Annotated in this window: 12 protein-coding genes; 5 read left to right on the plus strand and 7 right to left on the minus strand. The window is 73.0% G+C overall.

Annotated elements, in window-relative coordinates; all coding sequences use genetic code 11:
- The first annotated feature begins 156 nt into the window (after positions 1 to 156).
- Both ACFW9Z_RS22480 and ACFW9Z_RS22485 read left to right on the plus strand, forming a co-directional pair.
- A complete protein-coding gene (locus tag ACFW9Z_RS22480; RefSeq protein WP_384643729.1) occupies positions 157 to 1,404 on the plus strand; it encodes an MFS transporter in 1,248 nt (415 codons plus the stop codon).
- Entirely contained in the window at positions 1,361 to 2,683 is a 1,323-nt protein-coding gene (locus tag ACFW9Z_RS22485; RefSeq protein ID WP_384643731.1) for a D-arabinono-1,4-lactone oxidase, read from the plus strand. Before ACFW9Z_RS22480 ends, ACFW9Z_RS22485 begins: the two co-directional genes overlap by 44 nt.
- A gap of 66 nt (positions 2,684 to 2,749) precedes the next feature.
- Here ACFW9Z_RS22485 and ACFW9Z_RS22490 read toward each other — a convergent pair whose 3' ends face one another.
- The gene (locus ACFW9Z_RS22490; protein WP_384643733.1) at positions 2,750 to 4,006 is read right to left on the minus strand and encodes a hypothetical protein; all 1,257 of its coding nucleotides are present in this window, start codon (positions 4,004 to 4,006) and stop codon (positions 2,750 to 2,752) included.
- Positions 4,007 to 4,501: 495 nt separating this feature from the next.
- On the opposite strand from ACFW9Z_RS22490, the gene sepH reads away from it, so the two are divergent.
- Positions 4,502 to 5,557 carry a septation protein SepH gene (gene sepH, locus ACFW9Z_RS22495; protein ID WP_364692685.1) on the plus strand — a complete coding sequence of 352 codons (1,056 nt, stop codon included), beginning with the start codon at positions 4,502 to 4,504 and terminating at the stop codon, positions 5,555 to 5,557.
- 72 nt (positions 5,558 to 5,629) lie between these two features.
- On the opposite strand, the gene ACFW9Z_RS22500 is transcribed toward sepH, so the two are convergent.
- Positions 5,630 to 6,460, minus strand: coding sequence for a sulfurtransferase (locus tag ACFW9Z_RS22500; RefSeq protein ID WP_384643735.1), 831 nt, complete (start codon positions 6,458 to 6,460; stop codon positions 5,630 to 5,632).
- A 257-nt stretch (positions 6,461 to 6,717) separates the two neighbouring features.
- Here ACFW9Z_RS22500 and ACFW9Z_RS22505 point away from each other — a divergent pair, with 257 nt between their 5' ends.
- On the plus strand, positions 6,718 to 7,494 hold the full coding sequence (locus ACFW9Z_RS22505) for a VOC family protein (RefSeq protein WP_384643737.1): 777 nt from the start codon (positions 6,718 to 6,720) through the stop codon (positions 7,492 to 7,494).
- 51 nt (positions 7,495 to 7,545) lie between these two features.
- Here the strand turns inward: ACFW9Z_RS22505 and ACFW9Z_RS22510 are convergent, their stop codons facing one another.
- From ACFW9Z_RS22510 to ACFW9Z_RS22525, 4 genes are read right to left on the minus strand one after another with little or no spacing between them, the layout of a single operon-like run.
- A complete protein-coding gene (locus ACFW9Z_RS22510; protein WP_084750577.1) occupies positions 7,546 to 8,199 on the minus strand; it encodes a thymidine kinase in 654 nt (217 codons plus the stop codon).
- A 56-nt stretch (positions 8,200 to 8,255) separates the two neighbouring features.
- On the minus strand, positions 8,256 to 9,443 hold the full coding sequence (locus ACFW9Z_RS22515) for an alkaline phosphatase family protein (protein ID WP_384643738.1): 1,188 nt from the start codon (positions 9,441 to 9,443) through the stop codon (positions 8,256 to 8,258).
- Positions 9,443 to 10,039, minus strand: a complete 597-nt coding sequence (locus tag ACFW9Z_RS22520; protein ID WP_070199656.1) for a DUF5998 family protein — start codon at positions 10,037 to 10,039, stop codon at positions 9,443 to 9,445. The genes ACFW9Z_RS22515 and ACFW9Z_RS22520 overlap by 1 nt, the downstream gene beginning before the upstream one ends.
- Before the next feature lie 50 nt (positions 10,040 to 10,089).
- Positions 10,090 to 13,011, minus strand: coding sequence for a GNAT family N-acetyltransferase (locus ACFW9Z_RS22525; protein WP_384643740.1), 2,922 nt, complete (start codon positions 13,009 to 13,011; stop codon positions 10,090 to 10,092).
- A gap of 165 nt (positions 13,012 to 13,176) precedes the next feature.
- Between ACFW9Z_RS22525 and ACFW9Z_RS22530 the strand changes: the two genes are divergently transcribed.
- Positions 13,177 to 13,458: an HPr family phosphocarrier protein gene (locus ACFW9Z_RS22530; protein ID WP_018105371.1), complete on the plus strand. Its 282-nt coding sequence runs from the start codon at positions 13,177 to 13,179 to the stop codon at positions 13,456 to 13,458.
- A gap of 201 nt (positions 13,459 to 13,659) precedes the next feature.
- On the opposite strand, the gene ACFW9Z_RS22535 is transcribed toward ACFW9Z_RS22530, so the two are convergent.
- Entirely contained in the window at positions 13,660 to 14,367 is a 708-nt protein-coding gene (locus ACFW9Z_RS22535; protein ID WP_384643743.1) for a GntR family transcriptional regulator, read from the minus strand.
- Between the last annotated feature and the right edge of the window lie 36 nt (positions 14,368 to 14,403).

The following is a 14,403-nucleotide window of genomic DNA, read 5'->3' on the forward strand; positions in this document are numbered from 1 at the left end:
CGGAGCCGCATGCTCCCGTACGCCCCCCGCCGCCCCGAAGCCATGCTTCCGCGCGCGCCCCCGGGGCCGCTCCGAAACCCGGTGTCCGTCGCCCTCCGCCGACCGTAAGCTGTATCAGCCAGCTATACCCCTGACAGGCACGACCGGAGTACCCCCTTGCCCAGCCCCTACCGCGCCATCTTCTCCGCCCCCGGCTCCAAGGGGTTCTCCGCCGCCGGGTTCTTCGGGCGGATGCCGCTGTCCATGATGGGCATCGGCGTCGTGACCATGATCTCGCAGCTCACCGGCCGTTACGGGCTGGCCGGGGCGCTCACCGCCACGCTGGCCATGGCGGCCGCGGTCTTCGGCCCGCAGGTCTCGCGCCTGGTCGACCGCTACGGCCAGCGGCGGGTGCTGCGCCCCGTCACGCTGGTCGCGGTGGCGGCGGTGGCGGGGCTGCTGATCTGCGCCCAGCAGGGGGCGCCGGACTGGACGCTGTTCGTCTTCGCGGCGGGCGCGGGCTGTGTGCCGAGCGTGGGGTCGATGGTCCGGGCCCGCTGGGCGGCGATCTACCGGGGTTCCGACCGCGAGCTGCACACGGCGTACTCCTGGGAGTCGATCGTCGACGAGGTGTGCTTCATCTTCGGCCCGATCATCTCGATCGGCCTCTCCACCGCCTGGTTCCCGGAGGCCGGTCCGCTGATCGCCGCCGCCTTCCTGCTGGTCGGGGTCTTCTGGCTGACCGCCCAGCGCGCCACCGAGCCGGTCCCGCACCCCAAGTCGCAGCACACCGGCGGCTCGGCGCTGCGCTCACCCGGCCTCCAGGTCCTGGTGATCACGTTCGTGGCGACGGGCGCGATCTTCGGAGCTGTCGACGTGGTGACCGTGGCGTTCGCCGAGGAGAGCGGCCACAAGGCGGCGGCCTCCCTCGTGCTGGCCGTCTACGCGCTCGGCTCGTGCCTCGCGGGGGCCGTTTTCGGGCTGCTGCACCTGAAGGGGAAGCCCGCGACCAGGTGGCTGGTGGGTGTCTGCGCGATGGCCGTGAGTATGATCCCCCTCCAACTGGCCGGGAACCTTGCGTTGCTGGCCGTGGCGCTCTTTGTCGCGGGCCTCGCCATCGCACCGACGATGGTGACCACCATGGCCCTCGTCGAAGCGCACGTACCGCGCACCAAGCTGACCGAGGGCATGACCTGGACCAGTACCGGGCTCGCGGTCGGAGTGGCGCTCGGCTCCTCGGCCGCCGGCTGGGTGGTCGACGCCGCCGGGGCGAAGGCGGGGTACGCGGTGCCCGCCGTGGCGGGAGCGATCGCGGCGGCGGTGGCGTTCCTGGGGTATCGCCGGCTGGCCAAGCCGGTTCCTACGGGAGGGCGCGGGGAAGATGACCGACACCTACGCACGGACGACGACGAACGCGTGGCGTAACTGGGCGGGCAATGTCACCGCCCGGCCGGCCCGGGCCGAGTCCCCCGCGTCCGTGGACGAGCTCGTGGACGTACTGCGCCGGGCGCACACCGACGGCCTGACGGTGAAGCCGGTCGGCACGGGCCACTCCTTCACGGCCACCGCCGCCACCGAAGGCGTGCTGATACGCCCGGACCTGCTCACCGGCATCCGGGACATCGACCGCGGGGCGATGACCGTCACCGTGGAGGCTGGCACTCCGCTCAAGCGCCTCAACACCGCGCTCGCCCGCGAGGGGCTCTCGCTCACCAACATGGGCGACATCATGGAGCAGACGATCGCCGGGGCGACTTCCACCGGAACGCACGGCACCGGCCGTGACTCGGCGTCGATATCCGCCCAGATCCGCGCCCTCGAACTGGTCACCGCCGACGGCACCGTGCTGGTCTGCTCGGAGCGGGAGAACCCGGAGGTGTTCGCCGCCGCCCGGGTCGGGCTCGGCGCCCTCGGGGTGATCACCGCGGTCACCCTCGCCGTGGAGCCGGTCTTCCTGCTGACCGCCCGTGAGGAACCGATGACCTTCGACCGGGTCACGAGCGACTTCGACCAGTTGGTCACCGAAAACGAGCACTTCGAGTTCTACTGGTTCCCGCACACCGGCAACTGCAACACCAAGCGCAACAACCGCAGCGCGGGCCCGGCCGCCCCGCCCGGGAAGGTGAGCGGCTGGATCGACGACGAGCTGCTCTCCAACGGGGTCTTCCAGGTGGCCTGTTCGGTCGGCCGGGCGGTCCCGGCGACCATCCCCTCCATCGCGAAGCTCTCCAGCCGGGCCCTCTCCGCCCGGACCTACACCGACATCCCGTACAAGGTGTTCACCAGCCCGCGCCGGGTGAGGTTCGTGGAGATGGAGTACGCCGTTCCGCGCGAGCGGGCCGTGGCGGCGCTGCGGGAGCTGAAGGCGATGGTGGAGCGCTCACCGCTGAAGATCAGCTTCCCGGTCGAGGTGCGCACCGCGCCCGCCGACGACATGGCCCTCTCGACGGCCTCGGGCCGCGACAGCGCGTACATCGCCGTACACCTCTACAAGGGCACGCCCCACCGCTCGTACTTCACGGCGGTCGAGCGGATCATGACCGCGCACGCGGGCCGGCCGCACTGGGGCAAGATCCACACCCGGGACGCGGAGTATCTGTCCGGGGTCTACCCGCGCTTCGGCGAGTTCACCGCCGTACGGGACCGGCTCGACCCGGACCGGATGTTCGGCAACGACTATCTGCGGCGGGTCCTCGGCGACTGAGGCACCCATACGGCGTCGGCCCCCTTGATCCGTCAAGGGGGCCGAGATGTTTCCCGCGGTACGTCGTCACTCGGCGCCGGTGCCGTTGGCGGGCGGGGCCTGCTCGCCCTGGCCGGGGGCACCGCCGGGGCCCGTGCCGGTCGTCGGGTCGGGGGCACCGGTCCCGTTGTCGCCCGGGTCGGACGGGGTCGGTGTGGGAGCGGGAGTGGTCTGGCCGCCGCCGGAGGGGGTGGGCGTGGGGGTGGAGCCGGTGTCCGGACTCTCGCCGCCGGTGCCGGTGCCCGTGCCGGGGTCGGGGCTCGTACCGCCGCCCCTGCCGGGGTCGGTGGCGGAGCCCGTACCGCTGCCGTCGCTCCCGCCGTCACCGTCACCGCTGCCGGGGGTCTGCCGCTGCTCGCCCTCTCCCCCGTCCCGGCCGGTGTCGCCGGAGGGCGCGGGGTCGGCGGGTCCGGAGTCGCGGTCGCCGCCACCGCCCCGGACGGCGGAACCGAAGGTGGTGCCCTTGCCACCGCTGAGGTCGTTGCCCGCAATCACCTCGAAGACGGTGATCCCGCCCATGGCCACGGCGAAGACGGCCGCCGCCGCGAGCGCGGGACGCTTCCAGCCGCGCAGCCGGGTGCCGTGGGTCGTGCCTTGGGTGAACGTGTCGTCGGCGGCCACGGCACCGGCGCCGGCCTGGCCCGGTGCGGCCTGCCGCAGGACCTGCGTACGGTCTCCGGCCTGCGGCAGCGCCTGCGTACGGTCTCCGGCCTGCCGCAGCAGCCGCGTACGCTCCGGGTCCTGTCCGGCACCCGCCGCCGCGCCGGGCCGCGCCCGCAGCATCCGGGTCCGGGCGTCGCCGAGGTCCAGCATCTGCGTACGGTCCGTATCGGCGGCGGGCCGCAGCAGTTGCGTGCTCTCCGGGTCCGGGAGCACCTCCGGGACCGTGCCCGGGTCGACCGTGGGAAGCACCGTGGTGGCGTCCTCGGGCGGCTCCGGCGCGTGCTCCGGCGCTGCTTCCGTCCGCCGCTCGGCGCCTCTGCGCCCGGCCGGCGTCGTCTCCTTGGTGTGCACCGTCACCTGGCGGCCCTCCGGGTGGGTCACCTGGACCGTCACCTCGCGGATCTGCTCTCCGGTGCGGCGGAAGAAGTGCTGGAAGACCGAGCCTCCGCAGGTGGCGACGACGCTCATCACGCCGGCCCCGGCGATGGTGCCGTACACGCCCAGCTGCGAGGCCGCCACGGCTGCCGCGACGGCCGCCACCGCGCTCCCGGCGACCTGCGGCAGACTCAGATCTATGCGCCTTTCCTTGGGTTCTGTGTCACTTTCCGGCTTCTGAACCATTACCAGCCCTTGCTTGACATCTCTCCCACCATGCAACAGGAAGGGACAAATGAGCGAAGTGGATAGTTCCGTTTCCGGCGATTGTGTGAAGCACAACACGCATCAGGGGCATTTCGCGGAGAACTGGGTAACCCAACTCCCGTGCCTCCCGAGAAGTTCGGCGGCGCGCCGGTCCACCCCGGTGGCCCGAATGGAGTACTGTGACGAGCCCTGGGGCGGACTCCCACACGGGTATCCGCAGCTACGGGAGGGGGCCGGCGGCTCCACTCGGACCGGCGGCGCCAAGGCATTGCACGGATGCTTGCTGCACAGAGCGGCCAAATCGGTCACTTTGGGACGCAAGAGGCAACCGTGCCATGGCGGCGTTCCAGGGCGAGCGCCCGACACGCCGGGCAACTTGGCAAGGTTGTGGCAGGCTGCACCCGGGCAGGTCACACTCGACTAGCGGAAGCAGCGACGCACGTGACGTCGGCAGGCACCACCCGGGAGGTCCCCATGCCCGAACTGCGTGTCGTGGCCGTCTCCAACGACGGCACACGACTGGTGCTCAAGGCTGCGGACAGCACGGAATACACGCTTCCGATCGATGAGCGGCTGCGCGCCGCCGTGCGCAACGACCGCGCCCGGCTCGGCCAGATCGAGATCGAGGTGGAGAGCCACCTCCGCCCCCGCGACATCCAGGCCCGCATACGGGCCGGTGCCTCCGCGGAGGAGGTCGCTCAGTTCGCCGGTATCCCGGTCGACCGTGTGCGCCGCTTCGAGGGCCCCGTGCTCGCGGAGCGCGCCTTCATGGCCGAGCGGGCCCGGAAGACCCCCGTGCGCCGTCCCGGCGAGAACACCGGCCCCCAGCTCGGCGAGGCGGTGCAGGAGAGGCTTCTGCTGCGCGGCGCCGACAAGGAGACCGTCCAGTGGGACTCCTGGCGCCGCGACGACGGCACGTGGGAGGTCCTGCTGGTCTACCGGGTCGCGGGGGAACCGCACTCGGCGAGCTGGACGTACGACCCGCCGCGCAGGCTGGTCCAGGCCGTCGACGACGAGGCGCGCTCGCTGATCGGTGAGACCGACGGCGCGGCGCCCGAGCCGAGCTTCCCGTTCGTGCCCCGGATCGCCCGGCTGCCGCGCGACCGGCCGCTGGACCGCGCGCTCGACCGGCAGATCGAGCGGCCCGCACCGGCCGCCGAGCCGGAGGAGTACGTGAGCAGCGCGTCGGCCGGTGAGCGCGACTCGCTGACCAGCCTGCTGGAGGCGGTGCCGAGCTTCCGCGGCGACATGGTGGTCCCGGAGCGGCCCACGCAGCCCGAGCCGCCCGCGCTCGAACCCGCCGTCGAGGAGAGCGAGGCGGACGAGCCGCCCGCCGCCGCGGCCTCCGCCGGTGCCGGTTCGGCGTATGCGGATGTGCTGATGCCCCGCGCGGTGGCCGGTCACCGCGACCGGCTGACCGGGACGACGGACCGTCAGGCCGAGGCGGACGGGGTCCGGCCGGGCCGCCGGGCCGCCGTGCCCAGCTGGGACGAGATCGTCTTCGGCACCCGCCGCAAGAAGCAGGACTGACCGGGAGTGACGGTCGGCAGGAGAGGGGCCCGTACGCGATGGCGTACGGGCCCCTCTCCGTCGTCGCGCTTATCAGGCCGGCTCGGGGCCGGTGGCGACCGGACGGGACGGGTCCGCGGACCACTCGGACCAGGAACCGGGGTAGAGCGCGGCACTGATTCCGGCGATCTCCAGGGCGAGCACCTCGTGCGCGCCGGAGACCCCGGATCCGCAGTAGACGCCGACGTTTTCGGCGCTCTTCCCCGCTCCCAGGGCGCCGAACCGCTCGGCGAGCCGGTCGGCCGGAAGGTAGCGCCCGTCCTCGGCCACGTTCTCCGTGGTCGGGGCGGAGACCGCGCCGGGGATATGGCCGCCGACGCGGTCGATCGGCTCGACATCGCCCCGGTAGCGCTCGGCCGCCCGGGCGTCCAGGAGCAGCCCCGTACGGGCGAGCGCGGCGGCCCCGTCCGCGTCCAGGGTGGGCAGGGCGCCCGGCTTCGGCCGGAAATCGCCCTCGGCGGGGTGCGGGATCCCGGTGGAGAGGTCGCCGGTCCACGCGGCGAGCCCGCCGTCCAGGACCCGTACGTCCGGATGCCCCGTCCACCGCAGCAGCCACCAGGCGCGGGCGGCGGCCCAGCCCTGTCCGCCGTCGTAGACCACGACCGGGGTGGACTGCCCGACCCCGGCGCGGCGCATCACGGCGCCGAAGGCCTCCGGGTCCGGGAGGGGGTGGCGGCCGCCGCTGCCCGCCGGTCCGGCCAGTTCCGTATCGAGGTCGACGAAGACGGCACCGGGCAGATGACCGGCCTCGTAGGCGGGGCGGCCGTGCGGACCACCCAACTGCCAGCGGACGTCCAGGAGCACCGGGGGCCGCGGTCCCGCCGACTCGCTCGCGTATTCGGATGCGGTGATGATGGGCTTCATGGGTGCCATCCTCGCGCAGAGGCCGTGGCACCCGTACCGACGCATGAACCGATATACCCCACCGAAGCGTTCCTGCCCCCGTCGAGAACCCGGAGAAGCCGGAGAACCTGGAGAACGCGGCGCGGCCGGAGCCGCACCGGCGCCGGGTGGTGCGAGCATCTGCACGGGGTGTGCGGACCGCGTCCTGACCCGGGACGGCCGCCCCCCGCCCCGTTCCCCCGTACGGCCACCACAACGGTCCGAGGAGAGACAAGACGATGACCGAGGCTGCTGCCCGGCGCACGCCCGGAACACCTTGCTGGGTGAGTCTGATCGTGCACGGTCTGACCGCGACCCAGGAGTTCTACGGAGCCCTGTTCGGCTGGGAGTTCCGGCCGGGACCCGACCAGTTGGGCCCCTATGTGCGCGGTCTGCTCGACGGGAAGGAGGTCGCGGGCATCGGCCAGCTGCCGCCCGACCGGCATCTCCCGATCGCCTGGACCACCTATCTGGCCACGGATGACGCGGACCTGACGGCCGAGGCGATCCGCTCCTGCGGCGGCACGGTCGCGGTCGGCCCGCTCGACGCGGGCGAGGCGGGGCGGCTCGTCATCGCCTCGGACCCGGGCGGGGCGGTCTTCGGCGCCTGGCAGGGTTCGGAGCACATCGGGACCATGACGGCGGGCACCCCCGGCACCCCCGTCTGGAACGAGCTGGTGACCCGGGAGACCTCGATGGTCGCGAAGTTCTACCAGACGGTCTTCGGCTACGAGACCGAGGCGGTGGTCTCCGCCGACTTCGACTACCAGACCCTGCACCTGGGCGGCAGCCCGGTGGCCGCCCTGCACGGGGTGGGCCAGGCGCTGCCGCGTGACCGGGGCCCGCACTGGATGACGTACTTCGAGGTCGCGGACGTGGACGAGTCCGCCGCCCGGGTGGTGGAGCTGGGCGGACACATCCTTCAGCCGCCGCGCGAGGGGGCGAGCGGCAGGCTGGCGACGGTGGCCGATCCGGAGGGCGCTGCCTTCACGATCGTACGGACGTCCGAGGGCTGAGGACCCCTCTCGTACGACGCCCCGGGGGCTGACGGTCCCGCGCCGGAGCCCTCAGCCCTCGGCGGCCACCGGGAGCACGTCCGGGGAGAGGGCTCCGGCGCGGGCCGTCTCCGCGGTGAGCCTGCGGCGGTGGTGGCGCCGGCACAGCACCTCGTAACCGACCTCGCCCGCCTGCCGGTTGACGTCCCCGACGACCACCTGGGCGCCCTCCACGACCATTTCGCCGTCCACCGTACGGGCGTTGTGGGTGGCGCGGGCGCCGCACCAGCAGAGCGCCTCGACCTGGAGGGCCTCTATCCGGTCGGCCAGCTCTATCAGCCGCTGGGAGCCCGGGAAGAGCTTCGTGCGGAAGTCGGTGGTGATGCCGAAGGCGAAGACGTCCAGGCCGAGGTCGTCGACGACCCGGGCCAACTGGTCGATCTGGACCGGGGCGAGGAACTGCGCCTCGTCCACGATCACGTAGTCGACCCGGCCGCCGCGGCTGACCCGGTCGACGATGTGCGCGTACACGTCCATGCCCTCGTCGGCCTCGACCGCGTCCGTCACCAGGCCGAGCCGGGAGGAGAGCTTGCCCTGGCCCGCCCGGTCGTCGCGGGTGAAGATCACGCCCTGGAGGCCGCGTGCGGAGCGGTTGTGACCGATCTGCAGGGCCAGCGTGCTCTTTCCGCAGTCCATGGTTCCGGAGAAGAACACCAGCTCGGGCATGAGGGGTCGAGCACCTTTCACAGCGGCAGGGGAAACGTTCAGGGGAGAAAACGCGGTTACGAGCGTACTTCGAGCAGCGGGACGAGCTGTTCGACGGGGGTCAGGGAGCCGTGCATGCCGACCATCGCCGACTCGTGCGGCTCGTTGACCGAGGCCGTGATGACCACGTCGTCGTGGGCGGCGGCGACCACATCGCCGATCCGACCGTACACCCGCTCGTCGATGACGGGCCCGAACCAGCCCGCCGCGATCGCCTCGTCCCGGCTCGCCACCCAGAACTGCTCGCCGAGCACCTCGCGCCAGACGGCCAGGACGTCCCCCTGGGCGCCGGGCACCGCGTAGACATGGCGGGCGCGGCCCTCGCCGCCGAGCAGGGCGACGCCCGCGCGCAGCTCCCAGTCCTCGTCGAAGTCGATCCGGGACTGCTCGTCGAACGGGATGTCGATCATGCCGTGGTCGGCGGTGATGTAGAGCGCGGAGCGCGGCGGAAGCTGCTCGGCGAGGCGCTGGGCGAGCCCGTCGACGTACATCAACTGGCCGCGCCAGGCGTCGGAGTCGACGCCGAAGCGGTGGCCCTTGCCGTCGACCTCGCTGTAGTACGTGTAGACGAGCGAGCGGTCACCTGCAGCGAGCCGCTGGGCGGAGACGTCCATCCGGTCCTCGCCGGAGAGCCGGCCGAGGAAGGAGCCGCCGCTGAGAGCGATCTTGGTGAGCGGGGTCTGCTCGAAGTCCGGGGAGGAGACCTGCGCGGTGCGCACGCCCGCCGCGTCGGCCAGCTGGAAGACCGTGGGGTGGGGCTGCCAGACCTTCGGCTCGGTCCACGGCCGCCAGCGCAGCTGGTTCATCAGCGCGCCGGTCTCCGGGTTGCGCACGGTGTAGCCGGGCAGGCCGTGGGCGCCGGGCGGCAGCCCCGTACCGACCGAGGCGAGCGAGGTCGCGGTGGTGGAGGGGAAGCCCGCGGTGATCGGCTGCCCGGTGCCGCCGCGCGAGGTGGGGAGCAGGGAGTGCAGGAAGGGGGCCTCGTCCGGGTGGGCCTTGATCTGCTCCCAGCCGAGGCCGTCGACCAGGAAGACGCAGTTGCGGTCGGCGGGCTCCAGCTCGGGGATGACGGCGGTGCAGCCCTCCACCCCCTGCCCGGCGGCGAGCGTCGGCAGCAGGTCGGCCAGCGAGCCGCTGCCGTACGCGGGGACGGGGGCGGTGTCGAGCGCGAGCGGGACGGGGTCCTGCCAGGCGGCCTGGGCCATCACCGGCCGGTCGCCGCGGTGGCGGCCGTGGCCTCGGAGAGCGACTGGGCGAAGGCGAGGGTCTGCCGGACGGCGTCGGGGCCGTCACCGGCCTCGCTGACGCGCAGGCTCAGGTCGTCGGCGGTCGAGCTGCCCGTGTAGCCGTGGTCGGCCTCGCAGTTGCTGTCGCCGCAGGCGGCGGGCTCCAGGTCGATCCGGGAGACCGCACCCCAGCCGATGGTGAGGACGACCTCGCGGGGCAGGGTGCCCGGGACGTACTTCTCCGGGTTGGCCACCACCCGGCTGACCACGACGGAGGAGATCCGCTCCAGCTTGACCGACTCCGTGGAGGTGGTGGCGTACGGCGTCGGGGAGCTGGTGTCCGCGGCCTGCTCGTCGGTGTGGCTGACGATGAACCGGTTCTCGGTCAGGACGAGGACCGTGGCATGGCGGCGCACCTCGTTGGAGTCGAAGGTGGTCTCCTGGTGGACCAGGTACGAGGCGACCGGCTCCCCGCCGACGGCGGCCTCGACCGCCTCGGCCACGAGGGCCGGGTAGTAGCCGCTGCGCTCGATCGCCGCGCGCAGCCCCTGGGTCGTCGTACCGGTCTTTGCCATGTGCACCATCCTACGGGGGGCCGGTGACTGCCGGGGACGCTCTGGGGCGGTCAGTAGTTCGGGAGGCGGCGGGGGCCCAGGTCGCCGCGTGGGGGCGGTGGGGCGAGACGGACGCTCGCGCCGAGCACGGTGAGGCCGTGGGGGGCGACGACCACCGGTTCCAGCGCCACGGAGACCACTTCGGGATGGTCGTCGACCAGCCGGGACAGCCTCAGCAGCAGCTCCTCCAGGGCCGGGGTGTCGACGGGCGCCGAGCCGCGCCAGCCGAACAGCACCGGGGCCGCCTTGATCGACCGGATCAGTTCGGCTGCGTCGCGGTCGGTGGCCGGAACCAGCCGGTGCGCGGTGTCGCCGAGCAGCTCGGAGGGGGCACCCGCCAGGCCGAAGGAGAGGACCGCCCCGGCGGCGGCGTCGATGGACGCCCGTACGACCGTGTCCACACCGCGCGGGGCCATGGACTGGACGACCGGGAGGAGTTCGGCGGGCTTGCCCAGGAGGTCGGTGAGGTCGCCGTACGCGCGGCGCAGGGCGTCCTCGTCCGCGAGATCCAGCCGTACGCCGCCGAGGTCGGCGCGGTGGCGCAGATGGGGTGCGGTGGTCTTCAGCGCCACCGGGTAGCCGAGGCGGGCGGCCGCGGCCACGGCGGCCTCGGCGTCCGGGGCGGGGAACGTGGGGGGTACGGGGATGCCGTAGCGGCCGAGCAGCTCGCGGGCCTCGTCGTGGGTGAGGGGGCGGCCGCGCGGGTCGGGGGCGGTGCCGAGCAGGGTCTCGATCAGGGCGGCGGCGCCGGGCCCGTCGATGGTGTCGTCGAGGAACTCGGGCACCTTGCCGGGGGTGGCCGCCTGGCGCCGCCACTGCGCGTACTTCACGGCTTCGGCGAGGGCCCGTACGGCACGTTCGGCGGCCGGGTAGGCGGGGATGCGGCCGGGGCGGGCGGGGGGCTGGGCCCCTTGGGCTTCCTCGGTTCCTGTGGTTCCTGCGGTTCCTGCGGTTCCTGCGGCTTCTACGGTCGCGGGCTCCGTGGGGGTGGGCGGGGTGGTCGCGGCGGGCGGGCCGGAGGGCTGGGCGGCGCGTGTCGTGGGCCGGGGGTGGGGCGCGGCCGTGCTGCTCGCGGCGGCCAGGGCCTCCGCGAGGCCGCCGATCTCCACATGGACGACGGCGACGGGCTTGGCCGGTCCCCCGGCGGCGGCCCCGCGCAGGGCGGCTGCCAGCACCTCGCCGTCACCGGTCTCGGCCTCACCGTTCTCCCCCACCCACGGGATGGCGGTGACGATCACGGCGTCGCAGGTCCCGTCGGCGAGCGCCTCGGCCAGCGCGTCCCGGAAGTCCTGCGGGGAGGCGGCCGTGGTGAGGTCGCGCGGCGGTCGCGGGCGAAGCCCCTCGGCGAGGCAGGCGTCGTACGTGAGGAGGCCGAGGGACTCGGAGTTGCCGAGGATCGCGACCCGGGGCCCGGCCGGGAGCGGCTGGTCGGCCAGGAGCAGTCCGGCGTCGACCATCTCGGTCACCGTGTCGACCCGGATGACGCCCGCCTGCCGCATCAGGGCGGAGACGGTGGTGTCGGGGATGCGGCTGACCGGGACGGCGTGGCCGGGCGGGTTGGAGCCGCTGTGGCGGGCGCCCTTCACCACGACGACGGGCTTGACGGCGGCGGTGCGGCGGGCGAGGCGGGTGAACTTGCGGGGGTTGCCGAGCGATTCGAGGTAAAGGAGGGCGACGTCGGTGTCCGGGTCCTCGAACGAGTACTGAAGGAAGTCGTTGCCGGAGACATCGGCCCGGTTGCCCGCCGAGATGAACGAGGAGAGGCCCGCGCCGCGCCGGTGGAGGCCGGAGAGGAGGGCGATGCCGATCGCGCCGGACTGGGTGAAGAGGCCGATCCGGCCGCGCGCGGGCGACTCGGGGGCGAGGGAGGCGTTCAGCCGGACGGAGTCGGCGGTGTTGATGATGCCGAAGGCGTTGGGGCCGATGATGCGCATGCCGTACGAGCGGGCCTGTCGGACCAGTTCGCGCTGGAGCTCGCGGCCCGCGGAGCCCCGCTCGGCGTAACCGGCGGAGAGGACGACCAGGCCCTGGACGCCGTGCTCGCCGCAGTCGGCGACGGCCTCGGGGACCCGGTGGGCGGGGACCGCGATGACGGCGAGGTCGACCTGCTCGTCGATCTCCCCGACGGAGCGGTGGGCGGGGACCCCGTCGAGGGTGGTGAGGTCCTCGTCGAAGGCGCGGTTGACGGCGTAGGCGCGGCCGGTGAACCCGGCGGCGAGGAGGTTGCGCAGGACCGTGCGGCCCACTCCCCCGGGCGTGCGGCCGGTGCCGATGACGGCGACGGAGCCGGGGGCGAGGAGGCGCTGCACTGAGCGGGCCTCGGCGCGCTGCTCCCGGCCGCGCTGGACGGCGAGGGACTTCTCGGTGGGTTCGAGGTCGAGGGTGAGGTGGACGGAGCCGTCCTCGAAGCTGCGCTGCTGGGTGTAGCCGGCGTGCCGGAACACCTTGATCATCTTGTTGTTGGCGGGGAGCACCTCGGCGGCGAAGCGCCGGATGCCGCGCTCGCGGGCGACGGCGGCGATGTGTTCGAGCAGCGCCGAGGCGACTCCGCGGCCCTGGTGGGCGTCCTGGACGAGGAAGGCGACCTCGGCCTCGTCGGCGGGGGCGGAGGCGGGCCTGCCCTGTTCGTTGATGCGGTCGTAGCGGACGGTTCCGATGAACTCGCCGCCGATCGTGACGGCCAGTCCCACCCGGTCGACGTAGTCGTGATGGGTGAAGCGGTGCACGTCCCGGTCGGAAAGGCGGGGGTACGGGGCGAAGAACCGGTAGTACTTCGACTCGTCGGACACCTGCTCGTAGAAGCTGACCAACCGCTCGGCATCGTCCGTGGTGATCGGCCTGATGCGCGCGGTGCCACCGTCGCGGAGGACCACGTCCGCTTCCCAGTGGTCGGGGTACGCGTGATGCGGAATCGGCTCCGGGGTGGGCTCCATGGGCAAAGCCTACGGCTGACATCCCGGTCGCGGAGGGACCGGTACCGGGGCAGTCTGAGGACGGCCCCGGCCAGGGCCTGCCGGAGGGGAGGGAGGCCGGGCAGAGCATTGCGCACCGCATGAGAGACTGGTCTAGACAACCGTTGATATGTGAAGGGCAGAACCATGGCTGAGCGCCGCGTAAACGTCGGTTGGGCCGAGGGCCTGCACGCCCGCCCCGCTTCCATCTTCGTCCGTGCCGCCACGGCTTCCGGCGTCCCCGTGACGATCGCCAAGGCCGACGGCAACCCGGTCAACGCCGCCTCCATGCTCGCGGTGCTCGGTCTGGGTGCGCAGGGCGGCGAGGAGATCGTGCTCGCCTCCGACGCGGACAACGCCGAGGCCGCCCTGGACCGTCTGGCGAAGCTGGTCGCCGAGGGTCTCGAAGAGCTTCCCGAGACCGTCTGACGATCCCGGGCCCGTATCCAACGGCGACGGACCCGAGCCGTGGTTCCCCCGAGGGGAACCACGGCTCTTTCGTTATTCCCGGCACCGACGCACCGACGAACGGACTGCATCGGCATATCGGCGTATCGACCACTCGGGAATTATTCGGGCAGCACGAATAAAACCCTCGGCAATTACTTCTCTTTGTATACGGCGTCCTTGTTAATGACGGACACCCGCGATGTTTACGCCGTGTTGCGAAGAACTCACCCGGGGCGGGGGCGCAGTGCGCCGGCCGGGCCGGTCCGGGCGGCGCAGCCGGTGGGCGCCCGCGGCCCGTTCCGCATGCTGGGCGGTGAGCGCCCTGGCCCGTTCCGCGTCGCCGCGCGCGACCGCGTCCACGATGGCGCCGTGCTCGGCCCAGGAGTCGGCCGGGCGGGCCGGCTGCTCGACCGCGTACATCCAGGCGACCTTGTGTCTGAGCTGGGTGAGCAGCGCGATGAGGCCGGGGCTGCCGGAGGCCTGGGCGAGGGTCTCGTGGAACCAGCCGCCCAGCGACCGCAGATCCTCCCCCTCCCCCCTGCGCGCCCGCTCCTGGCCCAGTCTGACCAGCCCGCGCAACACCTTGAGGTGGGCCTCCGTACGGCGCTGGGCGGCCCGCGCGGCGGCCAGCGGCTCCAGGAGCATCCGGACCTCCAGCAGGTCGGCCGCCTCCCGCTCGGTGGGTTCGGCGACACAGGCCCCGGCGTGCCTGCGGGTGGTGACGAAGCCTTCGGACTCCAGGGTGCGCAGCGCCTCGCGCACCGGGACGCGGGAGACCCCGTACCGCCGTGCCAGCAGCTCCTCGGTGAGGCGGCCGCCGCGCTCGTAGACACCGGAGACGATGTCGTCACGGATTGCCGTGCATACCGAATGCGCGGGAATGCGCATGTCCGAACCTCCGCCTTAATCCCCGCGAAACGCGGC

The sequence above is a fragment of the Streptomyces sp. NPDC059452 genome, assembly GCF_042750035.1.
GTDB lineage: Bacteria > Actinomycetota > Actinomycetes > Streptomycetales > Streptomycetaceae > Streptomyces.